16 protein-coding genes are annotated in these 26,929 nt (G+C 43.7%); 11 read left to right on the plus strand and 5 right to left on the minus strand.

Features of this window, described 5'->3' with window-relative positions; translation table 11 throughout:
• Nucleotides 1-729: 729 nt before the first annotated feature.
• Nucleotides 730-2,901, plus strand: coding sequence for an ankyrin repeat domain-containing protein (locus CH376_RS11810; protein ID WP_100787517.1), 2,172 nt, complete (start codon nt 730-732; stop codon nt 2,899-2,901).
• An 88-nt stretch (nt 2,902-2,989) separates the two neighbouring features.
• Here CH376_RS11810 and CH376_RS11815 read toward each other — a convergent pair whose 3' ends face one another.
• The 3 genes from CH376_RS11815 to CH376_RS24260 form a co-directional block, all read right to left on the minus strand.
• Nucleotides 2,990-3,520 carry a hypothetical protein gene (locus CH376_RS11815; protein ID WP_100787518.1) on the minus strand — a complete coding sequence of 177 codons (531 nt, stop codon included), beginning with the start codon at nt 3,518-3,520 and terminating at the stop codon, nt 2,990-2,992.
• The gene (locus CH376_RS11820) at nt 3,517-7,530 is read right to left on the minus strand and encodes a DUF4132 domain-containing protein (RefSeq protein ID WP_207767210.1); all 4,014 of its coding nucleotides are present in this window, start codon (nt 7,528-7,530) and stop codon (nt 3,517-3,519) included. The genes CH376_RS11815 and CH376_RS11820 overlap by 4 nt, the downstream gene beginning before the upstream one ends.
• 339 nt (nt 7,531-7,869) lie before the next feature.
• Nucleotides 7,870-8,010 carry a hypothetical protein gene (locus CH376_RS24260; RefSeq protein ID WP_165781828.1) on the minus strand — a complete coding sequence of 47 codons (141 nt, stop codon included), beginning with the start codon at nt 8,008-8,010 and terminating at the stop codon, nt 7,870-7,872.
• A gap of 260 nt (nt 8,011-8,270) precedes the next feature.
• Here CH376_RS24260 and CH376_RS11835 point away from each other — a divergent pair, with 260 nt between their 5' ends.
• The 4 genes from CH376_RS11835 to CH376_RS11850 all read left to right on the plus strand — a co-directional run bounded on the left by CH376_RS11835 (nt 8,271) and on the right by CH376_RS11850 (nt 11,788).
• The gene (locus CH376_RS11835) at nt 8,271-9,275 is read left to right on the plus strand and encodes a cytochrome-c peroxidase (RefSeq protein ID WP_100787520.1); all 1,005 of its coding nucleotides are present in this window, start codon (nt 8,271-8,273) and stop codon (nt 9,273-9,275) included.
• A 101-nt stretch (nt 9,276-9,376) separates the two neighbouring features.
• Nucleotides 9,377-9,697: a methylamine utilization protein gene (locus CH376_RS11840; RefSeq protein ID WP_100787521.1), complete on the plus strand. Its 321-nt coding sequence runs from the start codon at nt 9,377-9,379 to the stop codon at nt 9,695-9,697.
• Nucleotides 9,694-10,050 carry a c-type cytochrome gene (locus CH376_RS11845; protein WP_100787522.1) on the plus strand — a complete coding sequence of 119 codons (357 nt, stop codon included), beginning with the start codon at nt 9,694-9,696 and terminating at the stop codon, nt 10,048-10,050. Before CH376_RS11840 ends, CH376_RS11845 begins: the two co-directional genes overlap by 4 nt.
• Nucleotides 10,051-10,075: 25 nt before the next feature.
• Nucleotides 10,076-11,788 carry a methyl-accepting chemotaxis protein gene (locus tag CH376_RS11850; RefSeq protein ID WP_100787523.1) on the plus strand — a complete coding sequence of 571 codons (1,713 nt, stop codon included), beginning with the start codon at nt 10,076-10,078 and terminating at the stop codon, nt 11,786-11,788.
• 6 nt (nt 11,789-11,794) lie between these two features.
• On the opposite strand, the gene CH376_RS11855 is transcribed toward CH376_RS11850, so the two are convergent.
• Complete coding sequence (locus tag CH376_RS11855) at nt 11,795-12,688, minus strand: DMT family transporter (protein ID WP_100788108.1); 894 nt, start codon at nt 12,686-12,688, stop codon at nt 11,795-11,797.
• On the minus strand, nt 12,688-14,214 hold the full coding sequence (locus tag CH376_RS11860; RefSeq protein ID WP_100787525.1) for a M14 family zinc carboxypeptidase: 1,527 nt from the start codon (nt 14,212-14,214) through the stop codon (nt 12,688-12,690). The genes CH376_RS11855 and CH376_RS11860 overlap by 1 nt, the downstream gene beginning before the upstream one ends.
• Nucleotides 14,215-14,391: 177 nt before the next feature.
• Between CH376_RS11860 and CH376_RS11865 the strand changes: the two genes are divergently transcribed.
• From CH376_RS11865 to CH376_RS11895, 6 genes are all read left to right on the plus strand, one after another.
• A complete protein-coding gene (locus tag CH376_RS11865; protein ID WP_100787526.1) occupies nt 14,392-15,360 on the plus strand; it encodes a formylglycine-generating enzyme family protein in 969 nt (322 codons plus the stop codon).
• A gap of 1 nt (nt 15,361) precedes the next feature.
• On the plus strand, nt 15,362-16,459 hold the full coding sequence (locus CH376_RS11870; RefSeq protein WP_100787527.1) for an LIC_10091 family lipoprotein: 1,098 nt from the start codon (nt 15,362-15,364) through the stop codon (nt 16,457-16,459).
• Nucleotides 16,460-16,466: 7 nt separating this feature from the next.
• Nucleotides 16,467-18,047, plus strand: a complete 1,581-nt coding sequence (locus tag CH376_RS11875; RefSeq protein WP_100787528.1) for a hypothetical protein — start codon at nt 16,467-16,469, stop codon at nt 18,045-18,047.
• Between the two features lie 449 nt (nt 18,048-18,496).
• Nucleotides 18,497-19,420, plus strand: a complete 924-nt coding sequence (locus CH376_RS11885) for a hypothetical protein (RefSeq protein ID WP_100787530.1) — start codon at nt 18,497-18,499, stop codon at nt 19,418-19,420.
• A 59-nt stretch (nt 19,421-19,479) separates the two neighbouring features.
• Complete coding sequence (locus CH376_RS11890) at nt 19,480-21,549, plus strand: NAD(P)-binding protein (protein WP_100787531.1); 2,070 nt, start codon at nt 19,480-19,482, stop codon at nt 21,547-21,549.
• 65 nt (nt 21,550-21,614) lie between these two features.
• Nucleotides 21,615-26,825 carry a trifunctional serine/threonine-protein kinase/ATP-binding protein/SpoIIE family protein phosphatase gene (locus CH376_RS11895; protein ID WP_100787532.1) on the plus strand — a complete coding sequence of 1,737 codons (5,211 nt, stop codon included), beginning with the start codon at nt 21,615-21,617 and terminating at the stop codon, nt 26,823-26,825.
• The last annotated feature ends 104 nt before the right edge of the window (nt 26,826-26,929 follow it).

Consider the following 26,929-nt stretch of genomic DNA (forward strand, 5'->3'; position numbering starts at 1 on the left):
CCCGTTTCCGATTCCTATATCTGGTCCGCAATCTCTCGCGAACGGATTCAGAAGCTAAACAGTTGGGCGCTTGGTTCGATGAAGTTCACCTTGTGGTGATTTCGTCGTAAAAACCAATTTAAGAAATCGAAGCGCTACGGCAAGCAATTATTAAAAAAATTGTTCCGATTTTTCGGGAAAAATCCCCTTATTTTTTTTCTCTACCCGAAAAAAGGCCTCAAGTTCTCCCGAGCGAGAAGCCCGTTTCAACCGGGAGACTTTGTCAATAGGGGCTCATTTTGATAGACCAGTAGGTCTACTATAAAAATAAAAACACATTATAAAATTAAATTATACGATTATTCTTATATACCTAGCGACCATCTTTTATTTCGAAAAGAGGCTCCGCAAAACGAGCAAGCCGGCTTACAAGAAACATTCGTCTATTTTTAACCCCGCTCGATCGATGGAAAACATACTTTGTTTAAACCGTTCCGTGAAGGAGTTCAAATAGAAAAAACTGACCGCTATGATGCATATCCTACTGACCGTCCGCGAAAAGTATCATTTCCTGGATCCGATCTTGGTTTTAAGGAGAATGATAGATAAGATTAACCCGCAGACATTCCTAAAACAAAAAACCGCCTTACCTTGAATATCCATCCGTTAGGTTACCATCGAATTCGGCAGGAAGCAAACCGTTAGAATTCTTAGGAAAATTCGATCAACTTAACTGAAAAACGATGTTGGATGGATATGTCTTATTCTTCGACTTCGCGCCGGTTTTTGATTTCATTCCTTGCTCTTTCTATCCTGGTATTCTTACTCATATTATATTCAAACACAAGAAAGATCGCGAACTCGCCCGATGAAGAGGAATTTTTGGATGCCGCAATCAGCGACGATCTGAAAAAATTAAAAGAAACCTTTCCAAAAATTAAACGCGTGGACGTTTTCCCTGAGAACTGGAAATGTACGGCATTGTTCTTCGCTTCTAAAAACGTCAACTTGGAAGCCGTTCAATTTCTAATCGAACGCGGAGCGGATGCAAATGGGAGAGGAGATTGTTACAGCACTCCTTTAATAGAAGCGATCAACGAGGGTTCTTACGAAATCGTCAAACTACTTATCAAAAGAGGTGCGGACGTAAACAAAAAGAATCGAGATAAACAAAATCCATTGAAGGCGGCCATAGACAATCCCATTCTTAGTGCTCAGTTTTCCAATCAGATCGCAAAACTATTGATCAAATCCGGAGCCGACGTAAACGGAGAGAAAGAATCTTTTTACACAAGCACTCCTCTGTTCAGCGCTTCTATCAAAAGCAATTTAGAATTGGTCCGGCTGCTCTTAAACGCGGGTGCGAACGTTAACGCGGCGGATAACATGGGGAATTCGGTGCTGTCCGCGTTGATGTCATTCGAATGGGCGCCAGAGGAATCGGATTCAATATATAAGATCACCGAACTTCTACTTGCCGCAAACGCGGAAATAAACTCCGTCGATGTGGAAGGAAATTCGGTCCTAACAAAGGCTGCCCTGAATCCGAGCCTTCCGCTCAAAATGATACAACTTCTCCTCGATCGAGGAGCCGACGTAAATTCGATTAACAGCACCGGCGATTCCGCTTTGTCGTTGTTAATAGAAAACTATCGGTTATGGCACGAAACTAAGGATCTTACCCGACGGAAAATTAAACTGCTGATTAAAGAAGGCGCAAACATTCATTTAAAGAATACGAAAACCGGTTGCACCCCGTTACAATTGTCTATCCGGAGTGACATACCGGAAATCTCAAAACTTCTTATACTCGGCGGAGCGGAGATCAATTCTAATTCAGAATGCGAAATCGTCAGCTTATCCGAAGCTGCGTTCTATGATTCCGCTGAAACCGTGAAATTACTTCTGGATCACGGCTCGCAGGAAATCAACGCGCAAAAGCAGAATGGTACCCCTCTCATCAATGCCGTACAAAACGGCAATTTTTCTCTCGTAAAAATGCTTATAACTCAAGGCGCTAATATCGACGCTCAACATACCGTCGAAGGATGTACGGCCTTGTATTACGCCGCGCGTCACGGCTCTTTCGCAATAACCAAATATTTACTCGATCAAGGCGCCATTACGGAGACCAAAGAACCTTGTAAAAATTCCATCCTGATCGCGGCGGTTCTCTCCGATTCTTATTCTACCGTAAAACTACTGTTAGATTACGGTTTGAAAGACGTAAATGGACAAAATGACGAGGGAACTCCTCTTACCGTCGCGGCTTCTTACTCAAGCCTATCGATCCTTCGATTATTACTCGAACGCGGCGCGAAGATCAACTTACAAGACAACAAAGGGGACACTCCTCTGAACGCATTGGTAAAAGAAGCAAACTTCAACGATAACAATGATCTAAAATGGAATGTGATAGAAAGAGCGAAATTTTTTATTCGCCACGGAGCACAAGTCAATCTGCAAAATAAAGAAGGCGTGACGCCCCTTCTTAGTTCCGCTCTTCGTTATCCTTACGATCTTACAAAACTACTGATCGATAAAGGCGCCGACGTAAATGCAAAAAGCGATTTTGGCTGCTCCATATTATTAAAGGCGGTTTCGGTAAAATGGATCTACTTTCGCGAAGATATGTGGCCGGAAGAATTAAATCAACAGTATAGAACCGCCAAACTTTTGATTTCAAAAGGGGCGGATGTCAACGCAAAAAACGAGGACGGCTATACGGTTCTCATGGCAGCGATATGGCCCGGGAAAACCTCCGCTAAGTTAGCAAAACTTCTGATCGATCACGGTGCGGACGTAAACGCAAAATCGAAAAACGGATTGACGCCTCTTCAAAAAGCTATCAACGAAAACCAACTAGAAGTGATACATTTGCTCTTAGAGAAAGGCGCAAAGAACGAAAGCCGCGGCGATTGAAATCTAAAACGAAGACTATAACCGAAAAAAATCAACGGCTCATACAATCAGAATATTTGAAAGAATGCGAAAGGGGAAGAATTCATTTTTACCAAAGAATCGCATTCTCATAAAATCGTTCTCTTTGCTTCGCGTCAAAAAACACGGTAAGATGATTCGTAAAAAGTTTGCATTTGTTTTCGTCGAGAATTTCGGTCGCTCCTATAAAGATACTTTCTCCTTCGGAAAGAATCAATTCCAAGTCTTGCGGATAATCGGAGCGGCTGTAGTGATGCCATAAAACTCGGCGACTGTCGCTTATATATCTCCAGTGCAACCGAACGTCCTTGATTACAAAAGAGTCCTTCCATAAAAGAGTCGCGTCCCGGAACTCTTCTTCACGATCATCGGGAAAAATTCGACCCACTTTTTTTACGGAGATTCCGAAACCCCATCGAAGGGAGAATTCGTCCTCGAAACCGAATCGGAAGATTTCGTCTTCGGCCGTGATCCAATAAATCGCCTTCGAAACTCCATGAGTTTTTTCGAATATTCTAAAATTGCCGTAGTATTGAACCGTCCGGACTTTAAGACCGATAAGTCGTCTGCATCTTTGTTCCAGATCCAGTTCCCGATTCATTCTTCCTCGTTTTTGCTCTGAAGAATCCTGTGAAGATCGTATAAGGTTTCCGAATATACGATCGGATTAACGGATCCGAAGGAAAGCAATCGGTGATCGTCTTCTCCCCTCGGTTCGTCGTAAACGTAACTTCCGGTCGTAATCGATCCCCGATTCACGAAAAAGAATTCTTGAAACGTCATCGGTTCTCCGTAATCAAAACCCTGCACGTTCAATCCTTCGATTTTAAGAAACACTTCCACGTTCTCGTTCGGAAATATCTTGTGATAAGAGGAAATCCCTCCGCTGTCGACGACAGATCCCCTCCTCCATCCGTATTTTTCGGCCCTGTATTTAAACGTGCTCCCGGACATGGATTTGTCCTCAAATTGAAAGGAAATTTTCTTATCGCGATCTTCCTCGGGCAAAAGATACGTGTCTCGATCAAGCTGAGGAAACGAAGGATGAATTTTTAGATTCCGAAATTTTGCGGACCACAAATCGTTTTCTTTTTCGTTCAGAGAAAGCGGATGCAAAAGAAGAATTTTGGACGCGTCGTCGATATTTAACTTTTTATCTTCGAAGTTTAAGACGGATTTTTGGGAAACATAAAAATTTTCCCTCTCTTGATTCTTCTTGGAAGTTTTTACCCATACAAAATTCTGCGCAAAAGCGTTCGCGATCGGATTTCTAAGAAAGAATTCTTTCCATTCTTCGACGGACCATCTCCTCTGGACCACAAGATAGTATTCCATGTTGACGCCGAATTGTTTGACCGAATCCTTCAGCAGGGCCGTATCTTCCTTGATCTTTTTCTTTTCGGCTTCGCTCGTTTTCGGAGGGGTTTTCATTTCCTTCCCGTCCTTGCTCCAATAAACGAACTTCAAGTCCTTGGAAATTCTCAGAGTATATTCAACTTTGCTTAATTTTATCTTTTTGGCGAGATTATCGAAACCCCAATCAGGCAGCATACGATCCTGCAATTCGTACGGAGTCAGATTCATCTTAGAAGCGATAGACTCGAACCCTTGTTCGGCCGCTTCTCTCACGTTCGGATATTTTGTTCTGAAAGTCTGAATGATTCGATCCAGGGCGCGGGCTGCGGTCATCGTATCCATCATCCCCAAACAAGCGCATGCGTTTAGATTTGTGTCTTTTTTCGCAGTCGTTTCCAGATCCGAAACGATATCATCATCCCCGAATATTCCAATAATTGAAACTATAAAACGGTTCGGAGCCTTAAACCCTCCGTTTTTCTGTACGAGCTGCGACAAAAATTTTGTAAAGGACGAGAAAGAACTTTTATCCACTTGTTCGACGACGTCTCGCAGTTCGGAATCGAGAACCACTTCGGAACGGGTTTTCTGCCTATAAAAAAGATATCTGACTTCTTCGGGGCTCAAGGCCTTCTTATCCTTCCAGAAAACCTTCGGAAGTTTCGTTTCGTCCAACCACTTCGCCAGAGGCTTTTCGAGTTTTCCCAAATTTTTAGCGACGAAGATTCGATTTTTCGCTTCTGCCGTAGTTATGGAATTCGGTTTTTCATAGATCAAGTCCGCGGCCAAATTACGTACGTCGTCGTTCTTTTCGTTTTCAAGAAGAGAAGCGAGCGCTTGGATCGATTTTTGAGTTCGCATTAAATTGAGAATCAAAGCACCCGCTTCCCTGAGATGAGTTTGTTTCTCTTTCAAAAATTCGGTCGCCTTCGGAATTACGATTTCCTCGGGCAATTTGCTCAAAGCCAGACAAGCGGTTTCGCTCACTTTTCTGAACTCGCTTCCCGCGATTTTCCAGGTTTTATCGTAATATTTCGAGTAGTCCAGCCCGGAAAGAATATTGAAAATCTGGCGAAAATGTCCCGCAATCTCGTCGCTTTTGACGGTCATATCGAGAGCCTCGCCGGCGATATCGATGGCCTCCTGACCTAGATACTTTACCGCGACTTCGATCACGTTCAGATCCAAAACTTTCGTTTTTTCGACGTATTCGAAAACGACGTCCTTCACTTTTTCTCCGAAGGTCCGCAGCAACCATTCGATAAAGTCGGGAGTGTCGTCCCTGTAATATCCTTTTCCGGTCGACCAATCGAAGCTGTATCCGCGATCCAGATTCTTATTTTTTTTATCGGAGATATAACGCAGAACTTCCTTTACGAAGTCCGTAGTCTCGGCTCCGTATTTTTCTCCGAAAGATTCGTAACGAATGCGCGTAAGTTCGGCTCTACAGGAAACACAATCAATATTTTGAATATGATTGTTCAGAATCGGCTCGATCGTTTCCGGAGAAACCTTGCAAAGAATTTCGATCGTTTCGTATGGAACGTGTTTTTTGCCGTCCGTCCCGTCGTATTCTTTGATTTGAGTGATTTTAGGAATGTGATTTCTGATTTTTTCAAATCCCTCCTTCACGAAAAGTTCCACGAACTGATCGGGCAATCCTTCTTTGAGGAAGTCGTTTATCAAAGAATCTGAATTTGCAAGAAGGAATCTTCCGAACGAAGTGACATGTTTATCTGAAGTAAGAGCCATCTCTCCGATTTTAGATTCCCTTTCCACGAGCATCTTCGTCTCGTCGATTCCGTATTCTCGGAGAGAATTAAGAATATCGGAAAAGAGAGTCTGATCTTCAGGATGAGCGAGAACTTCCTTTTTCATCCATCGGTAAAAAGATTCGAAAAAACCTTCCTTGTTCTTTTTAAAGGACCAGGCTCCTTGTGTGATATAGGAAAGAATTCTAAAATCGACGACGGTCCATTTTCGATACGAAGTCAAAACGCTCGGGAGATCTTCGAAATAATACTGATCTTCGTTGACCGCCTTAGGGACCTCGTCCTTTTCTCCGGAAATAAAACTCAAAAGTTCGACGAGTTTCTTTTTCGTATCCTCTTTGTAGGCCTTGTTCTTAACGGCTCGATTGAATTTTTCAAGCGCGTCCTTGTGTTGATCCAAACTTCGTTTCAATTCCGCGGGATCCGCGTTAGGAACCTTTTGTTTTTTTTGATTTTGCGCCGGTTTTAAAAAATTCCGGATCGACTCGATGCCTCCGTAAACGATGTCCTCCGGAATATTTTCGATCTCGTTGCCTTCGATATCAAACCGAGTAAGGTTTGTTAAATTACAAAATTCTAATGGAATTTTTTTGAGAGGAGAATAGATCATCTCCAGCGTTTCCAAATTTTCCAGTTCGAAAATACATTTCGGAATCTTCTGAAACCGATTAAAATTCAGATCCAAATCGGTTAGATTTTTAAGTTTGCCGATCGTTTCGGGCAAGTCCGAAAGCAGATTGGAGTTCAAAGACAATTCGGTCAACTGAACCAAATCGCCGATCGAATCCGGAATTTTTATGGCGCCTTTATTTTTCTTTTTTTCGAAACGATCGTTTTCCCGGTTATAACTCACCCAAAGAGTTTCCAGAGATTTCAAAGAACCTATACTTTCCGGCAACTCCATTAGAGATTCGTTATGTTGTATATTCAGCCGTTTCAGGCTGGAAAGTTTTCCGAGAGAATCAGGCAAGGTTTCGATCGAGGTTCTTTCGATGCTCAACCACGTAAGGTTTTTCAGTTTTCCCAGAGATTCCGGAATCGATTTTAAAGATTTGCTTTCCTTGATTTCCAGATGATCCAGATTCTTAAAATTACCGATGGCCTCCGGGAGAAAAGAAACGTTCTGTAAATCCAGCCGTTCCAACCAATCCAAGGTGCAGACTTCTTCCATGAGTTTTTCCGAACCTTGGACGTCGACGCTCAGCCGTTCGCTCTTCTGTTTTCTTGCGTCTTCGATCGACTTCAGTTCGAATACGTTAACGCCCGAGATGGGAATCGGGACTTCCACAAAACCTTCTTTTAATTTCGCAGCGATCTGACGGTCCGATTCTTTTTTACAAAGTTCTTCGGAACCGAACTTTTCCGTATTTGTTTTCGGTTCACCATAACGTTGTCCTTGGCGAAAGGTGATTGACTTCGGATTGGAATCGATGGACCAGAATTTTTCCGATTTTCCCTTTTGATAGATAAAGTTACGCGTCATTGAAGTAAGATTCCCATATTATTATTTTTTATTTCGCGGAGGCAAAGCGAACGATCACAATGGACAACAAGTTGGTTTCGAGTTTTTGCAAAGAAGGCAAGGAGGAATTGAAGAGCGAAAAAAATAATGATACGAGCAAATTTTAAAAAGACATTCGTGCATAGAACGCGAATTCTTAAATTTTCCTCTCGATCCCGAGCCCGATTCGCAGACTTCCTATCTTATCGGATCTAAAAACTTCACGATCCGACGCGAAACAAGCGTAAAAGCTCATTGAAGCAAGAATCCTCCCCGTTTTTCAAAATTCTTTCGAAAAGTGGAAAACTTACTTTCGAATTCTTAGAAAAGACGAAAAACCTGTTCTTCCAACTCGAAAGGATCGAGATCCAATGGACTTTTGAAACCGGTTTCTCCCTTGCCCATTCCGTTCTTCCTGACGGCGTGCCCCCAAACGTTATTCTTCTTTGTCGGAAAGATCAAGTGTAAGGCTCTTTCTCAGCCTTGGAGGCTCTTTTTTTTGTAACAATCCATCTTCAATTGAATCCGTTGTAATAAACGAGAAGGCCCATCATTACATTATAAGAAGTCTTCTGCCATATTATAAAGTCAGAAGAATAATCGGAGAAACCGGATACAATCGTTATTCGGCAATCAAAGTTTAATTCTTATAAATTCGGATCGCCCTGTTTGAAATTCAAATTCAAACAGCATTCAAAAATACTAATTCACGAGTGCATCGTATGACGCGTTTTATTTGGATCGCAATCTTCTCTTCCTTCTTCTTTTCCGTTTGTAAAGAAAAAACAACCGAACCTCCCAAAGAAATCAAACCGGTTCTTAAAATTTCTTATCCCTTTCCGAAAGACAACGAGCCTAACGCCGATCGTATCGAATTGGGTAAGATTCTATTCTTTGATCCGATCGCGTCCGGTTCCAATTGGATCAGTTGTGCGACATGTCACAATCCCGGTCTCGCTTGGACGGACGGTTTAAAAACCGCGATCGGCCACAATATGAAAGTGTTGGGTAAAAACACTCCCACAATTCTAAACTCCGCTTTCGGTAGTAAGATGTTCTGGGACGGAAGGGCGAATTCTTTGGAAGAGCAAGCCTTAGGTCCGATCTCTTCTCCCGATGAAATGAATCAGAATCCGGACGAACTCGTTCTGGAGCTCAAAAAAATCAAAGGTTATCAAGATCGTTTCGACCGCGCTTACCCGAACGAAGGAATCAGCAGGGAAACGATTGCAAAAGCGATCGCAAGTTTTGAAAGAACGATCCTTTCCTCTCGAGCTCCTTACGACGTTTGGCTCCAAGGAGACAACAAAGCGATCTCGGAATCCGCCCAAAGAGGACAAGCGCTCTTTAAGGGAAAAGCGAACTGCGTCGCATGTCATTTCGGCGATAACTTCACGGACGACGGTTTTCACAACATCGGAATCAAATCCAAAGAAAAAGATCCCGGTCGTTTTAAATTGGTTCCCGTTAAATCGATGAAGGGCGCGTTCAAAACTCCCACGTTGAGAGACACCGCTCTTACCGCTCCCTACATGCACGACGGAAGTTATCGGACTTTAGAAGAAGTGATCGATCACTACGACCGAGGAGGAGACGACCTTTCCAATCTCGATCCGAATATGAAACCTCTCAAACTCTCTCCGGAGGAAAAAAAAGATCTGGTCGCTTTTCTACATTCTCTCACCGGAAAAAACGTGCCGATCTTGATCCCCGAACTTCCGAGATAAACCCGGAGGCAGAACGTAAGTTATTTAATATTTTAGAATATTGTATTTTTTGAATAAGCGAAATCGAATTATTATAAACACAAAAAACCAAGGAGCAATCCATGTTGCGCAGAGTTTTAACGATATCCATAATCGCAGTTTCCCTGACGGGAAGTCTTTTCGCCGCCGAACACGAAGTGGGTCAAAAGGAAAAAAAGTTCACGACAGAATCCTTGAAAGTGAAGGTCGGAGACGTAGTGAGTTTTCCTAACTACGATTCTTTTTTTCACAATATCTATTCCTTGTCTTCCGAAAAGATCTTCGACCTCGGTTCTTATCCGCAAGGACAAACCAAAAAAGTCAAGTTCGACAAAGCCGGAAAAATCCTCGTGGAATGCGCGATCCATCCCGGCATGAAAATGACGATCGAAGTGCAGCCATGAGAAGAATTCGAATTCTGATCCTGATCTTTTTTCTTTCGTTGAATTCGAACATCTTCGCTCTGGACGCAAACGATAAGTCCGTGATCCGGGGAAGTATCGTTTTTAGAACCTATTGCGCTCTCTGCCACGGAGAAAACGCGGACGGAAAAGGACGTCTTGCCGAAGGTAAAATTCCTCCTCCCGCAAATCTGACTAAGACGTTTCTAAGCGACGCTCAAAAGGAAGAAATCATTCGAAAGGGAGGAATGGGAGTCAACCGTTCTCCGTTTATGCCTCCCTGGAAGGACGAACTTTCCAACGAACAGATCAAAGACGTGATTTCGTATATCAACTTTATTTCAAAATCGAAATAGAGTTTAAAGGAATGTTCAGAACAAAGTGAACCCGCTCAGCAACATCAGCATCAAATCAAGACTCAGACTTAGTTTCGGAACGATCATCGTCGTTTTTATCGCTTCTTCGATCGTGATCGCGACGAGCACCCTCTCCTATCGAATGACGATCCGTTCCATGATGGATAATTCCCAACCTAAGTTTCAGCTTCTCAATCTGACTTTGGAAAAGATCATTCTTATCGAATTGAAAATATCCTCCAAGGTTTCCACGGTCGACTCCCTTCTTTCGGAGGAAGAATACAATAAAACACAGAGGCTGTTCGAAGAAATAAAAAACAATCTGGATCAGTTTCATCATTTTCCTTTGAAGAATTTCGAAATCGAGAACGTTACTCTTCTCAAAGGGCAGCTTCAGAAATTCTCGCAATACAACGAAACGGTTCATCGCCTCTGGAAACAAAATCAAAGACAGGAAGCTCAAATTCTCTACGTAAGAGGTATCAATCCTCTCAGCGAATCTATGCGTGATACAATCAAAAAATGGGTGGAATCCGAAAATGAAACATCCCGATCAAGCGGAGATAACGCAGATTCTCAACTTACGTTTTCTTTGTATTTGATCGCGATCCTCACATTCCTTTCCTCGATAGCCGGAATCTTTTTTTCAAGGTCGATCATCCGTTCGATCACTTCTCCTCTCAAAAAAGCGATCGACTTGGCGTCGGCGATCGAAAACGGAAATCTTAATACGAAAATTCAAAACGAAAGTTCGGATGAAATGGGTGAGTTATTAAAATTCTTAAAACGAATGGAAACTTCCCTTCGGGAAATCATCGTGGAAGCAAGAATCTCAATCGAAAGTTCCGAGAAAACAAGCCGTGAATTTTCCAAGGTTTCGAAAGAATTTATCGCGACATCGGAAACCCAAGCGAACAATTCGCAAAACGTCGCGGATCTCATCGAACGTCTCAGTAAACTCGTGGAAAAAAATAATTCCGTCATATTACATTCCGCGGAGCATCTTCGAAATTTAGAAAAGGAAATTCAGAAAAATCTAATATCTTTGGGCGCCGTCACGAACTCATTGAATGAGTTCACGATCAAGGCTAAGGAATCTTCCGAGACCGCGATCAAAGGCAGGGAAAAAGTCGACGTGGTTCAGAAATCCCTCGAAGAAGCGAAAAACAGCGTTAGAAGAATTAAGGAAACTCTCGAAAAGATCGGCGAAATTTCCAATCGAACCAACATGCTCGCGTTAAACGCATCGATCGAGGCCGCGAGAGCCGGCGAACACGGAAAAGGCTTTTCGGTCGTCGCCGAGGAAGTTTCCCAGCTCGCGGATCACACGATGAGGAGCACGCGAGAGATCAAAGATTTGATCGAATCGACCCGAATCAACGTGGAACTCGGAGACGGCGAGATGAATCAGTTCTCCGATTTTTTTAAAACGATTCAATCCGATACTTCGTTTATGGCTCAATTCAGTTCTAAACTTCTGGAAGACATGAGAAACCAGGAAGCGAGTCTGAATTCCTGTTCCACTCGAATGCACTCGATAGCGGGGAATATTACGGATTTGGAAAATTCTTCTTTGGAAAACAAATCGGCTTACAGTTCGATTCAGAATTCGGTGCAGGATCTTTCCACTGGGGCCAAGTTGATTTCGTCGGGTTCCCAAGAGATCGCCTCCGGCGCCAAACTTCTCGACGCGCAATCCATGAAAGTGAAATCTCTGATGGAAAAATTTATCGTCTGATTTTTTTTAGTCCCGGTCCTTACCGATCGACTCGGCCAAGATCAAACAGGCGAACACGAAAGAACATCCTAGAATCCGAATCGGCCCCGAAGTTTCACCTAACAAAAAATAGGCGATGATGGTCGAAAACACCGGTTCGAGGGAAAAAATAATTCCAACGCGAGTCGGTGAAACGAATCTCTGAAACTTGGTTTGCAGGAATGTGGTCAACACCGACGCCAAAAGAGCGTTGTATAAAACCCCCGGAATGAGCCGAACGTTCGGTTCGAATTTCAACTCCTCCAATCCTGTCAGATGCAAGGCGAGCACGGATAAAAAAGCGAAAAGCCCCGCGACAAAAGACTGATAAAAAACGGAGATTCCGATCGGAGTCCCGGAACTCACTCGATCCATCTGAATGATATAGAGCGAAAAAAAGAGAGCGCCGCCTAACGTGATCCAATCGCCTTTTTCTATCTGCAGCGAACCTTCTTTTCCGGACTCTCCCAAAAAAATAAGACAAATCCCGGCAAAAACGACTGCGGCTCCGAGCAAATTGCCCTTGGAAGGGATTTTTCTTTTGAGAACCGCTTCCAAAAAAGGAGTAATGACGACTAACGTTCCGATTAAAAAAGAGGACTTTGTCGCCGTCGTCGTTTTTAGTCCGACCGTTTCACAGGCGAATCCGAGAAACAAAAACAATCCCAGAAAAAAAGCCCCTGGATACCAGAGTGTTCCTTTTCTAAATTCTTTCCAGGCGAACGGTAAAAAAATGAGACTAGCGATCGTAAAACGTAAGGCCAAAAATACGGAGGGAGAAGTATCCCTAAGACCGAAGATCGTCATCGTAAAAGTTCCGCCCCATATCAAGGTGCAAAACACGAGCGCGGTTTCGTTGATAAATTTTCCGGACCGGAACATCAGGTTTTGTTTTTCTTAAGTAGAATTTTATACGGTTCCCAGTTTCTGCTCGGGCGGATTTGAAACTCGTAAGTTTCGTAACCTTCTTTCGAAATTCTGACCTTAGTTTCCTTTCGATCCGGAAACAACTGAAAGAAAAATCCGTTTTGGCGATTGGAGAATCTGATTTCTTCCTGAAAGTATTTTATCCTTTCTACTTCGACTTTGGCTTCGAGAGGAAAACCTTGTTCGTCGGTAATCTTTAAAAATATCTTTCGTCCCTCGACGACTTCGTTTAACAAAATGTTCCATGAATCCTTCAAACTCAGATTCACCTTTTCGACTTCTTTGTAAACCGGATTGAGATGGGTGGTTTCCAAAAGATAGGCTAACGTTCCGTAGGCGAAGTATAAATAATCCTGATCCACTCCGTCGATCGGATAGATATTCTTTCTGGCTTCGAATTCTTTCTCAGGATTTAAACTCGCGACGGAAGAGGCGATTTTTCTTCCGAGCTCGGAAGCCATATCCGGCTCCGGGTTGTTTAAGGAATCGATCGAATAAGGAATCAAAAGACAATTCGCATATGCATGATAGCTAATGGAGGCAACGAACCTTTCCTTCTGGGCAAGATCCATCATAGCCTTTGTCTCCGGCTCGGAACCCGCGGACGGTCCTCTGTAAAAATAATTGGCCGGATTGGACGAGGAATAACCTCCCCCCGTTTTTCCCCAAAAAAAAGGATAATTCCGATTGATATCGACTCCCGGATTGATCTTATCGTTCACCGGTCCCACTCCGGGATATCCGTTCTTTCTTCCCATCAGATTGGAAACGTGCCAAAAATGTCTGGCCCCGTCCGGGTTAACGATGGGAACGATCCAGATCTTAATCTTGTTTAGAATTTCCTCATATTCTTTCGGCTTGGAAAGAATGGTGTAGACGATATCGTAACAGTGCTCGATCGATATCGCTTCATTGGCGTGATGCGCACAGTTGAAAAGAACCGAAACTTTGTCCTTATCCGGAACGTTCGAATCGGTGAGAACTAATGCCGGGATTTCCCTTCCTCTCGCGCTTTTTCCGATCACTTCCGCTCTCGCCAGTTTGGAATGGTGATTTGCAATCCCGAGTATATAATGGATATTTAATATATTATCCTTATAGCCTTTTTTAAGGTCCTCCAATCCGCCGAAGGTTTCGCTTATCAATTCCTGATAATTTCCGGAGTAGTATTTGAACGGAAAGTTCTGTTTGATCACGCTGATCCCGGGAGAAGGAAAGCCCGTTTTTTCCACGTCTTCTTTGCTCATCACCGAATAATAAGCGTCCGATTCTTGATAACTGATCCGATATTTTCTTTTGGTTCTTTCCTTAAATTCTCCCAAACGCCCCGGATCGATTTTGATCAGGAGCATCTTTCTCGTATCGTTTAAGGGAGAATTCGGAATCCTCTTTCGAAAAAAACCCGCGCAGGAAACGAGTAGAATCAAGCCCAGACCGAAAAGGAGGAAGGCTCGGATGAGAAGAACAAATTGCGGTTTCATTCGATTTTAAGACTGGAACTACTTTGCTTCCATCCGTTCCAGAATCCAGATATTTTTTTCCTCGATGCGAAAGCGATCTTCGCTCGATCGACGATACTCCCGTACCCAACGACTCCTCCATTGAGCGACACGGGCTCGCACGAACGCCGAAGGCGCGCGCGTCCGGGGAATTTTCTCTTGATTTGTCCGTTTCCTTTTTCAGTCTATCCTCAGCCTAAAAGAATCTTCGTAAGTAAGAATTTTTTGGGCAGGAACCCATTCATGAAATCTAAAATTCAGAACCTTCTTCTTTGGAGCGTTATCGTTTCGGCGGCTTGCGCGGAATTCGACTGCAAACTCCTTGCAGATTCTTCCGCTTGCGGAAGCCGGGAAGTTCCGGGAATGAAATGTATTCCCGCCGGAGAATTCATACGCGGAAGCAACGTTTACGACGCGGATGAAAAACCCGAGGAGAAAGTTTACGTGAGCGACTTCTACATGGACGTCTACGAAGTCACAAACGAAGAGTTTGACAAATGTAAAAGCGCGGGCAAGTGCCAAGAATGTCTTAAGACCGGGAAATGCAACTATATCGGGCCGCGTTATGGTAAACCGTATTTAGGACCCAAACAACCCGCAGCGGGAATCAGCTGGTACACCGCCAAGGAATTCTGCGAATGGGCGGGCAAACGTCTTCCCACAGAAGCGGAATGGGAAAAAGCGGCAAGAGGTCCCGACGGAAATTTATATCCTTGGGGAAACGAACCCGCCACCTGCGAAAAGGCAATCATCGAAGTGGGAGATGTCAAGGGATGTGTCGCCAAAAAAACGGCAAAGCCTCATCTGATGCCGACCGCAAACGTGGGAACCAGAGCTCCCGGAGTCTACGGACTTTACGATATGGCCGGCAACTCTTGGGAATGGACTCAGGATTGGTATTCTCCTTCCTTTACGTCTTGCGGAGACGCTTGCAAAGGAAAGGACCCCAAAGGCCCTTGCGCCGGAAAGGAATCCTGTCCCGGTTTTACGAAGAAGGTTTTGAAAAGCGGATCCTGGTGGTGGCCCGCCAATTACGCGAGAGGCTCTAAAAGAAGATCTCATATCCCAGAAAATTTTCCGGAATACCATCACTTTGGATTCCGTTGTGCCAAGGACGCAAACAAATAACATGTTCAACAATTCTAAATTAGGAATTTATATTATTCTTATCTTTTTTTCCTTCGGATTTTCGTTCTGTTCCGGCTCGGAAAAAGTGAAGGAAACCCGTTCCCTGAGCGAGGAAAATCTCGTTTCCAAGATTGGAATTCTCAGAGAAACTCCGCAGGAAGTCCTCGTTCCCACAAAATGGGACGTGGGCGATACGACCGTCTCCAACGAAGACAGACTCGACTTGCTGATTCCTCACGTTCAAAACGCGGGCAACGCGTATATCGGAGTGGGTTCCGAACAGAACCTTACGATCGCCGCCTGGGCAAAATCGGATTTTATTTATCTGATGGACTTCACCCAAATCGTGGTTCACGCAAACGAGATTACCGTTCTCTTTCTCAAGAAGGGAGAAAAGAAAGAGGATTTTATCCGTTACTGGGGAAAAGAAGGAGAGAAGGACGCACTCGAACTGATTCAGACTTCGCTTTCCAATCCGGATGTGTATAAGAAGGTCTACAAACAGGCCTCGCCTTTTATCAGGAAACGTCATAGAACCAATCTGATGCTTTCTAAAAAATACAATTACAAGATGTTTCAAACCGACGACGAACAATATTCTTATATTAGAAAATTGGCGATCGAGGATAGAATCTTTCCGTTAAAGGGAAATCTTCTGGGCAACACAACTCTTCTCGGAATCGGAAACACTCTGAAAAAAGTCGGACACAAAGTCGGAATCATCTACTTCAGCAACGCGGAAGAATACTTTGCTTATCCCCAGGAATTTAAGAATTCGCTTATCAATCTTCCGGTGGACGAGAAGTCGCTCGTAGTAAGAACGATCTCAGTTCGAAGAGATTTGTTTCCTTGGTCGCCGGGTTCCGAAATTTCTACGGACCGCGGGTTTCACTACTGCGTTCAAAAGATTTCAAACTTCCAGAAATGGCTTTCAAGCAACAAACCGGGACTTCGTTCTCTGCAAGTTATGGTGGAAGGCGGAACCGTGGATAAAAAGAACGGAATTACCGTCGTAGACAAGGAACCAGCGATTGCGCCGGCTCCGTCGACGACGACCGCTCCTAAAACTCAACCCGCAACAAACTCAATTCCTCAATAAAAACCGAATGTTTCGGAAGTTCAAAAAGGAAATCGTACTCGTTGCGATTTCCTTTTTTGTCTTTCTGACTTCGCTTAACAATCAACCGCAAATCTCGGACCTCGTATTCAACGCAGACATTCTCTATCCTGCGGTTCTATATCAGGATATAATCACCGACGGGAATTCATTCTTAGGCTGGAGCGTTACTCCGTCGCCGTATTTTTTTCCGGACATAGCCGCCTTTTTTCTGATAAAACTTTTTGTGGACGACGGCGTAAAAAGTCAATACGTCGTATTTTTTTTACAGGCATTGGCTCTTCTGGGAGCGCTTTTATTTTTTATCCGTTCCGGAATCGATTCGGATGAAACCAAAGACATCTCCTCGAAAATCAGCATTTGGGTATATTCGATATTTATAATTTCTTTTTCGTTTCAGTCGTATTTTTTTCCGGTTTTAGGATTTGCGGTCCACGGCGGCGCGCTCGTCTTCACTTTGATCTCCGGAGCTATGTGGCTTTCCGAAAAGAGAAAAAAGAATTCCACCTATTTTTGGATTCTGTTCGGAGCGATGCAAATCTTCCTAATCGTATCGGATCCCTTATACTTTTTTTATTCTTCACTTCCGTGTCTGTTCTTTGCGGGAAAAACTTGGATCCGAAAAAGAGAAAAAGAAGATCGGAATTCTTTTTTACTTTTGCTGTTCTTTATCGGAATCGGTTTGATTCTTTATAAGAATCTGACCAAATCGGATCTTATTTTTATTCCGACGAATTATTATCAAAGGGAAACATCCTGGAATTTCATCCGGCCTCTTTGGCTCCTGATTCAAAATCAAATCCTCTTTACTCCCTATTCTTTCCTACTTCTCATTCTTTTTTATCTTTCATCCTGGATGCTGCTCCGCCTTTCGAACGAAAGGACAAAGAAGAAACAACCGTTCGACGAACACATATCCTTTTCGGCGTTGGTAGTCCTCGTTTCTTCTTTCGGAATTTTAATTTCCGGTGCATTCTCAGGAATCTTTCAAAAAGACGGAATCGCGATACGTTATCTGCTTCCTCTCCTGTTTTTTTGGATTCCGTTTTTAATCGTTGCGCTTCTTCGTTTATCGACTTCTTATCTCCGGGAGGTCTTTCGAGGATTGAGTTTGATAATCTTGATCGTAGGAGCTTGTTCCTCGTATTGGGGAGACTTACGGCCAAGGTTGTATCGGGATTCGTTGGCGGATTGTCTGGATCGGAAACAAGAAATCGTTTCCCGATCGAGAGGACTTTCCGATTTTTGGAACTCGAGAAGAATTAGAATCTTCTCTCAAAAAGATCTGCGCGCCGACAATTATCTACAGGACCTTCATCCCGAATACTGGCAGAATTCTTGGAATTGGTTTATAAAAGTTCCGGAGAGGGAATATAACTTCGCCGTCTTACCAGGCTTAGACGAAAAAAGATTAAAGGAAGAATTCGGAGAACCGAACGACCGCGTTTTCTGCGAAAAACATGAAATTCTAATATGGGATTCGGATTCAAAGGAAAGATTCGTCCGATTTCGAAAAAAGAAAATCGAAGAAATCGAATTATGGCGCAGACTCACCGGAAGAAAGAGTTAGACAAATCGATCCGATTCATCGCAGATCCGATCCGGACCAAACGAAAAAACCGAAACTTTCATTCGGCAAAGAATTCGGGAAATCGAGAAAAACGCAAAGGACACTTTTATAAGAACCTTTCCCAAAATTGGGACAGAACCTTGCAGCTTGATCTTTCCGACAAAATAAAATAAGGTTTTGGGACGCGCTGTAAATCAAAACGCCCCTTTCCGAATTCTAATTCCATAGAATCAAATCCGGAAAATAAATGCGGATTACGTTTTGTGTAAGTCGATTCGATTTGCCATCGAATTCAAAACTAAATCCCTTCGGCTTCAATATTCGGAAACGTTGTCCAAAATTCTTCCAGGAATAAGGAGCAGAAGAAACATCATTTTTTCGTAATTTTCTTATTTACAATATTTTCATTTCCTAAGAAACCATGAACCCCGATCCAAACAGGAGAACTCATGGCAAATTACGTTGTGCGCGGCGGAGAACAGGAATTACCCCCGCCCTATCAGATGAAACAAGTGGAATTTTATTCTTTTTGCATAGAAGGAAATCAGAATTCGATTCAAACGATCGTAGATCGGGATTTAAACGGTCCCGCAAACGGTTCGGCCCACTACTCCGCGTTCACCGATAAATTATTTCTCGTCTTTGCGAAACAACAATACCTGGTTCCGGGCAACGATTGCGGTTGGGTGGAAGAAACGGACGTAGGGTTTTGGATTCCCCTCTTTGCAAAGGATCCGCTCAGAATCCGCTTTTATCAGCCGTATCTTTTCGTGGACATTCCGACTGCGATGGCGACGGGAAGAGAAATCTACGGGTTCCACAAAATCCAAGGCGATTTTCAGATGCCTTCCTTGCAGGTTCCTCCGGAATATTTTTCCGTGGATGCGATTACTCCCCGCGGCAAAGACAGACAAGCGATTTCGCAAAGAATGTTCACGCTCACTTGTCCGCCCGGCGGATCCAAAACAAAAGAATCTTACGATGATTTTTCCAAAATAGGAAGTAAGTTTGCGGAAATTCTTTTCGGAGATCCGTCCAAGATCGCGATCCCGGGAATGGGCCTCGTCGTCAATCTTCTGGACTTTTTATTCTCTCCGGAGCTGGGTATGGTCTTTCTCAAACAATTCAGAGACGCGGCCAATCCGACTCTTGCCTGTTACCAAGCGATCGTGGAAGCGAGCAGCAACGTAACTCATTTTCGAAAAGGCGGACTTCTGGAAGGAAATTACGTTTTGGATCTTCTCGACAATCCGTATTTCCCTTTTATCAAAGACTTCGGCCTCAAAGGGGCTTCGGTTCCGGTTCAATTCGGAATTTGGTGCGATTTTGATTTCGACTTTTCACCCGGAAAGATCATTCACCAAAACGCATAATATTTTAAGAATATTCTAAAATTTATATACATTAATTTTTAAAAGAGTCAGGTAGAAAGATGGCCGATAAAAAAGAAAAAGTAGTCATTTTGGGCGGAGGCTTAAGTTCGTTGGTTACGGCCTACGAAATCACCTCTCAACCGGGTTGGGAAAAAAAATACGATCTTACGTTATACCACATGGGCTGGAGGCTCGGTGGAAAAGGCGCAAGCGGCAGAAACCAACAGATCTACAATCGGATCGAGGAACACGGTCTTCATATATGGTTCGGTTTTTACGATCACGCTTTCCAGCTCATACAGAAATGTTATCAGGAAGCCGGAAGATCGCTGACTCAGCCTTTGGCGACTTGGGAAGAGGCTTTTAAACCGGCGAACTATTTCGTCTTAGAAGAAAAAGTAAACGACGGTTACGTTCCTTGGCCCATCGATTTTCCGATGAACGATCAGGTTCCGGGAGAAAGTCTGGATCTTCCGGATCCGAAAAACTATCCGGGACTCATTTTAAATTATCTGCATAAATACTACAACGAAAACGCGGATACTATATTTCCGGAGAAAGAAGACGAAAATCAAAGCGGAATCTGGGATCAGATCTTAGAATGGATCGAAGGAACCGTCGAAGCGATCGGCCTCGATCTGATCGGTAAAACTCTCTTTGTCTTAAAAAATCTTCTGAATAAACTCAGTTCCGATTTTCCAAAGGATCGTTTTCTAAAGATCGTCGACCTTTTTGCAAAAACTCTCTGGAAGAAAGTTGAAAAACAGATCGAATCCAACACGAACGCGAGACGCTTTTGGATCATGGTCGATTTCTCTCTCACGAACATCAAAGGTATGATCGAAGATCGGCTCTTTGAAAAAGGCTTTGAAAGTATAGACGATTACGATTACAGAGAATGGCTGAGACACCATGGAGCGAGCGAACTCACGATCAACTCCGCGATCGTTCAGGCGATCTACGGTCTCGTGTTCGGAGGAGTGAATCAATATACTTTTGCCGCGGGCACCGCTCTGAAGGGGGCTCTTCGGATGGTTTTCACATACAGAGGGGCCGTAGCCTACAGGATGCAGGCGGGAATGGGCGATACGATCATGACCCCTCTTTACGAAATTCTAAAACGACGCGGAGTTAACATCAAATTTTTCCACAGAGTCAGAGAACTCGTTCCCGGAACATCGGAAGGAAAAGCCAACATCCAGAGCATTCGTATTGGACGACAGGTCACCTTAAAGGGAGAAGAATACGCTCCACTAATCGATGTTAAAGGTCTACCTTGCTGGCCATCGGAGCCCTTGTATGATCAAATCGTAGAGGGGGAAATATTAAAAAAAGAGCATGTAGATCTGGAGAACTATTGGTCCGACTGGAAGGATAGGGAAGAGATCGTCCTGGAACACGGAAAAGACTATGATCGAATCGTATTCGGAATATCGATCGGCGCGATCCCATTCTTATGTCCTCAAATTCTAAACACGAATCCGCAATGGAAACAGATGACCGAAACGATAGAGACTTGTCTGACGGACGCGTTTCAACTCTGGATGTTTCCCGATAGCGCCGGCTTAGGATGGAAGTATTGGAAAAACGAGCCGCCGATCCTCGGCTCCTTCGTCGAACCCTTCGATACTTGGTGCGACATGAGTCATCTCATCAATCGGGAATCTTGGCCGGATTCCATGACGCCGAATCATATCGCTTATTTTTGCGGACCGTCCCCGCCCGGAACGGCGCCGAGCAACCCCCTTGCAAACCCCGACATAGAGGCTGAGATGAAAAAGTTAAGAGAAAGAGTCGCGCTCTTTTTAAACCAAGACGTTAGCACTCTTTGGCCGGCGGCGACAATGACCGGAGCCAGAGGAGGATTCAATTGGAATCTTCTTTTGGATAAACAGGAAAAAAGCGGCGTAACGAGAATCGAAGGCCAGTTTGTCCGTTTAAATATACAGCCTACCGAAAGATATGTCTTATCGGCAAAGGGCTCCACAAAATACAGACTCCCCGCGGGAATGAACGGTTATTCCAATCTTGTCATAACGGGGGATTGGATACAAAATCCGATCTTGAACGCCGGTTGTGTCGAAAGTACCGTTGTGAGCGGTATCGAAGCGGCGAAATGTTTCCTCTGATTTTCTAAAATCAATTTTTTTCTTTTTGATTTTAATCCTAGGGAGAATATCACAGTTCTTCCAGGATGGAACTCCCCGGCTTTGAAACTTTCGAATCCTTTTCCATTGATCATCAGTTTCTGATATACAGATCTCTGGATCAAAGATCGGGGAAGCACGTTCTCCTCAAAATTCTTCGTCAAAAAAATCCTTCGCGCAAAGACATTCAGAAAATTCATCACGATTTTAGAATTTCTAGTTTTGCTAAAGGTCCGAGAATTCAGAACTCTCTGGAATTAATCCGACATGAAGACCTTCCCATCCTCGTAATAGAAGATAACGGATCGGTTCCTCTCTCCAGAATGTATCCAAACGGTGTTAATTCTGTAGAAAAATTTTTCGAGATTGCCATGAGTATCTCCTTGGCTCTCAAAGAAATTCATGAAAAAAGAATTCTACATCAGGCGCTACGTCCTGGAAACATCTGGGTTCAACCGGAAACCGGAATAGCAAGAATCACGGATTTTTCATCCTCGACTTTCTCGGGAAAGGATACTTCTCCTTCCGTTACGCCGGATCTATCCGTCGAAATTCTATCCTATCTTCCTCCGGAATTGACCGGAAGACTTTCCCGGGTTTTGGACCTGCGCACTGATTTTTATTCTCTGGGAATTATCTTTTACCAGATGATCACCGGAATGTTGCCGTTCGTTTCCAAAGACAGAAATGAACTTCTGCACGCGCATTTGGCGAGGCGGCCGGCATTGGTTCACACTCTTCGAGACGACCTTCCGGTTTCCATTTCGCTTATCATCGCGAAACTACTGGAAAAGGATCCTGAACAACGTTATGCGTCCATCAATGGATTGATCTACGATTTGGAGCTTTCCCGGAAAGAGTACGAAGACAAAAATCAAGAGGCGGTTTTCGTTCCGGGAACAAGAGACGTTCCGGATTTGAGTTTCGATCCGTCGGCGTTGTACGGAAGAGATCGTGAAAAGGCGGTATTGGAATCTTCTTTGGATAGAGTTTTTCGGGGAGAAACGGGCTTAGTATTGATCACCGGAGATTCCGGTTCGGGAAAATCCGCCTTAGCGAAATCTTTCCTAAAGAGCATCTCCGAAAGAGGGGGAATCGTAGTCCAAGGCAAATTTGATCAATATGAAACTTCGGTTCCTTTCGGGGGCTTGATCCATTCTCTTCGGGATCTTGTTTCCATATTCTTATCCAAACCCGAAAAGGATATCAAAGAATTTAAAAAACTCATTCTACAATATACCGGAGCCAACGGAAAAATTCTTTTGAATCAGATTCCTGAGTTGGAGTTTATCATCGGTCCTCAACCCGAGTTGGCGGAACTACCGCCCGACGAAAACAGAAACCGATTCTACTTTACGCTCCGAAATTTTATCCGCGCTATCTCCGAAATTAGCCGTCCGCTCGTTCTTTATATGGACGATCTTCAATGGGCGGACCCGGCAAGTTTAAAACTCATAGAAACATTTTTAATATATTCAAAAATTAAGAATTTCTTATGTATTCTTTCTTATCGCCCGGAAGCGACGGACAAAAACAATACCTTTTCAAAAATTTTAGAATCCCTTGAAAGCAATAGGGTTCAGAAGAATCTGATCACCGTCAATCCTCTGGACGAGGAAAGTATCTATCGTCTATTGCAGGATTTGGCTCCCGGTCCCGAGGAAGAAATCCGCGTCGTTTCTTCGATCCTTCACAAAAAAACTCTGGGAAATCCGTTCGCGATCGTCCAACTGCTTCGAACTTCGGAAAAGACTAATTCCATATCGTATCAATTCGAAACAAAACTCTGGAAATGGGACAACGAAAAAGCGCTTCAGCTTCCTGTTGCGGATAACGTGATCGATCTTTTATGCCAAAGGATCAGGGATCTTTCCCCCGGAGTTCAGGAGCTGCTCGGAGTCTGTTCCTGTCTCGGAGAAAGATTCACTTCGGGATTTATTTCTAAATTACATTTTTTTGATACTGCTAAACTCAATCAAATCCTCTGGGAAGCCGTAAGAGAAGGACTTTTAGCCCCGTCCCACAATCAGGACCATTCCCTTTTCGAAGAAAACGTCTCCGCAGAACAAGCATTTGGTTTTTCGCACGACAGAGTACAACAGGCCGCCTATAGTCTTTTGGAAGAATGGAAAAGAAAGGAATTTCACAAAAAGGTGGGAATCGCGCTCCTCGATCTGCACGGACCAAGTCCGAAAAATCGGGTTCTTTTTCAGATTACGAATCACCTCAACCAGTCGAGGGAAGTCATCGAAGAGGATATGCTTAGAAAAAAATTGACTCTTCTAAACTATAAGGCCGGCTTGCAGGCAAAAAGTTCCGGAGCCTACGAAAGTTCTCTTCAATATCTGAATTCGGCTTTAAACTCTTTGGATCAAGAGGCGATGATCAACGATTTGGAATTGTATTCCAACGTAATTCTGGAAACCGCGGAAACCGAATACCTTCTGAACAATTACGAGAGAACGATGCAGCTTTTGGAATCATTAGAAAATTTGAATCTTCCGGATTTGCAATACATCCGCGCCGACGCGATTCAAGTAAGACTCTATTCTAAAATGAACAAAGTGGAGAATGCGGTCCTCGCCGGTCTTCGGGCGATGCGGCGCTTTAAGATCAACATTCCCTCCTCTCCTCTTCGAGTGACCTTGGTCCTTTTTAAGGAACTTTTTCTTTCCATGATTCTTTCCAAAGGAAAAACGGATATCGAACTCGTAAACGTCCGGGAAAACGGAGAACCGGAATACCAAGCCCTGATCGACCTTTTCGCCGACCTAGGCCCCTCGGCGTTCACTTACAACCAAAACCTGTTCGCATCGATCGTATTAAAAATGTTTAATACTTCATTGACAAAGGGAGTTTCCAGGAGCAGCCCGATCGCCTACAGCGGCTACGGAATGATCGTAAATCAGGCCCTTAAAGATCTGAACCAAGCGATCCGATATTCGAAACTTGCGATGGATCTAAACGATAAAATCCATTTCGATTTGGTGAAATGGAAGGTACAATACGTCTATTCCGCCTATCTTTGTCATTGGAAAAGACATATTACTTTGGATATCGGTTTACTCGACGACGTCCACAACGGAGCGCTGCAAAACGGGGATATTTTTTACGCCGGTTTTAGCATGCAGGCAAAGACTCAGAAAAAAATATTCGCATCCATCCCGATAGAAGAATTGTTAAACGACATCGAAAATGCGGATCAATATTTCACCGCGTCCAGGGACAGTTTCGCATTCACGATCGCGAAAAGTTCCCACCAGTTCATAAAAGCTCTTGCCGGAAAAACTCAATCGCCCGATTCGCTCGACGACGAAAACTTTCACAGCAAAGAATTCGAAAAGGGAATTATAGACGATAAGAATTTCACCGCGCTTTCCTATTTCTACCACGACCTCACTAAGTTATATTACTTTTCCGGAAACTTTCAAAAAGGATTGGAGGCCGGACAAGAAGGCGAGAAGCTGATCCAGAACGCGTTCGGATTGATCCCTTACGCCGAATTTTGGTTCTACTACGGACTAACGATCTTAGAAAACTTTAAGGACTTTTCCTTTTCCAATCGGACCAAATTCTCCAAAAAATTAAAATTGGTTTTTTCACTTTTTGAAAAATGGAGTAAAGACTGCCCCGAAAATTTCATGGGTCACCTGGAACTCCTGAGAGCGGAACGGGACAGAAACAGAGGGAAAGTCGGCGAAACGATCTCCGGTTACGAAAGAGCGATCAAACTATTTCAAGAATCCGGCTTTCTTTCTTTTCAAGCGCTTTCCTGCGAAATTGCGGCCAAGTTCCATTACAAAAACGGAAATTTTTCATTAGGAAATCATTATATTCAACATTCGATCGATTTGTATTCCAGATGGGGCGCCGCCACAAAAGTCGACGACCTGGAGAATCGGTTTTCAAACAGATTGGATCTTTCCCTTTCTCCCGAGGCGATCGGACGCAGAATTCAGAATCAAACCCCCGATTTAGATCAGGAAATCATATTAAAAACATATAATTTACTGTCCGGCGAAATCGTTTTGGACAATCTTTTAAAAAAATTGATTCAAATCGCGATGGAAACTGCGGGAGCGACCCGAGCGATCTACTTTCACTTACACAATAAAAATTTAATGGTCTATCTTGCGGGGCAAAGCGGAGAAGACGGAATCGTGGTGGAAAACCTGCCGGAACTTGAGGAGACCCAATATCCGGTATCTTATCTCAATTACGTTTTTAGAACCGGTAAAATGATCTCGACAAACGGGTTCGATTCTTCTTCCATCAAAGATTTTACGGATCAATACATCAAGGAAAAGAGACCGCAATCCGTCATCTGTATTCCGCTCGTTCACGCAGGCGGTTTGAAAGGAGTTCTTTATCTCGAAAATCAACTCGTAAAAGGGATTTTCACCGAAAACAGAATTCAAACCTTGGAACTCATCGCGGGGCAAGCCGCGATTTCTATTGAAAACGCCAACCTCTACGCCGAATTGGAAGAGAAGGTAATAGAAAGAACCTCCGAACTCAACAACACCATCAATCTGATACAGAAAGATCTTCTCTACGCACAAAAAATTCAGGACAGAATTCTACCGAAACCGGAAGCCACGTTAGGCGGAATCTACATTCTAACCAAATATATCCCGATGAACGAAGTCGGAGGGGACATCTACGACTACGCGGAAATTTCTCCCGGCAAAATCAGAATTTTTCTCGCGGACGCGACCGGTCACGGAGTACAAGCCGCGTTAGTCACCATGTTAATCAAATCCGAATATGAAAGTCTCAAGTATTTGGATCTTCCGCCCGGAGAAGTAATCTCGGAATTGAATAAGGAGATCATCGCGAAATACAGCGCGATCAAATCGTTTTTCAGTTGCCTCATCGCGGACGTGGACACTTCCGAAGGAACGCTTTCTTATTCCGCGGCGGGACATCCCGATCAATTTTGTCTTACAGGGAGCACCGTCACTCGGCTTTCAAAAAGCGGACCGATCATCGGAATTTCGGATAAGGTAAAATATCAATCTCAATTTTTGGAAATCGCGAAGGGAGATAAGATGTTCTTTTTCTCGGACGGAATCGTGGAAGAATTCAACGCCTTCGAGGAAGAATTCGGAGAGGAACGTCTCCTCGACTCGATACTCAAGGAATCCTCCAAGTCGGTTCCCGATCTCGTAAAATCAATATTCGGCGATTTAGAGGCCTTTCTTTCCGGACAGAAAACGCAGGATGACATCACATTTCTCTCCGTAGAAGTTCTCTGAACTTAACAAATTCTTAACTTCGTTTTCCTTTCCTTAATCCCGCATCGATTGACTCCGAACTCGGAACATGATCTACTTGGAGCATGAATCAATCTTTGTCCATT

The sequence above is a fragment of the Leptospira adleri genome (assembly GCF_002811985.1).
In the GTDB taxonomy this organism is placed as follows: Bacteria; Spirochaetota; Leptospiria; order Leptospirales; family Leptospiraceae; genus Leptospira; species Leptospira adleri.

What these genes read in the sequence shown, in the direction of transcription:
- CH376_RS11810 (WP_100787517.1), top strand. Translation starts at nt 730, where the DNA reads ATGGATATGTCTTATTCTTCGACTTCGCGCCGGTTTTTGATTTCATTC.
- CH376_RS11815 (WP_100787518.1), bottom strand. Translation starts at nt 3,520, where the DNA reads ATGAATCGGGAACTGGATCTGGAACAAAGATGCAGACGACTTATCGGT.
- CH376_RS11820 (WP_207767210.1), bottom strand. Translation starts at nt 7,530, where the DNA reads ATGACGCGTAACTTTATCTATCAAAAGGGAAAATCGGAAAAATTCTGG.
- CH376_RS11835 (WP_100787520.1), top strand. Translation starts at nt 8,271, where the DNA reads ATGACGCGTTTTATTTGGATCGCAATCTTCTCTTCCTTCTTCTTTTCC.
- CH376_RS11840 (WP_100787521.1), top strand. Translation starts at nt 9,377, where the DNA reads ATGTTGCGCAGAGTTTTAACGATATCCATAATCGCAGTTTCCCTGACG.
- CH376_RS11845 (WP_100787522.1), top strand. Translation starts at nt 9,694, where the DNA reads ATGAGAAGAATTCGAATTCTGATCCTGATCTTTTTTCTTTCGTTGAAT.
- CH376_RS11855 (WP_100788108.1), bottom strand. Translation starts at nt 12,688, where the DNA reads ATGTTCCGGTCCGGAAAATTTATCAACGAAACCGCGCTCGTGTTTTGC.
- CH376_RS11860 (WP_100787525.1), bottom strand. Translation starts at nt 14,214, where the DNA reads ATGAAACCGCAATTTGTTCTTCTCATCCGAGCCTTCCTCCTTTTCGGT.
- CH376_RS11870 (WP_100787527.1), top strand. Translation starts at nt 15,362, where the DNA reads ATGTTCAACAATTCTAAATTAGGAATTTATATTATTCTTATCTTTTTT.
- CH376_RS11875 (WP_100787528.1), top strand. Translation starts at nt 16,467, where the DNA reads ATGTTTCGGAAGTTCAAAAAGGAAATCGTACTCGTTGCGATTTCCTTT.
- CH376_RS11885 (WP_100787530.1), top strand. Translation starts at nt 18,497, where the DNA reads ATGGCAAATTACGTTGTGCGCGGCGGAGAACAGGAATTACCCCCGCCC.
- CH376_RS11890 (WP_100787531.1), top strand. Translation starts at nt 19,480, where the DNA reads ATGGCCGATAAAAAAGAAAAAGTAGTCATTTTGGGCGGAGGCTTAAGT.
- CH376_RS11895 (WP_100787532.1), top strand. Translation starts at nt 21,615, where the DNA reads ATGGAACTCCCCGGCTTTGAAACTTTCGAATCCTTTTCCATTGATCAT.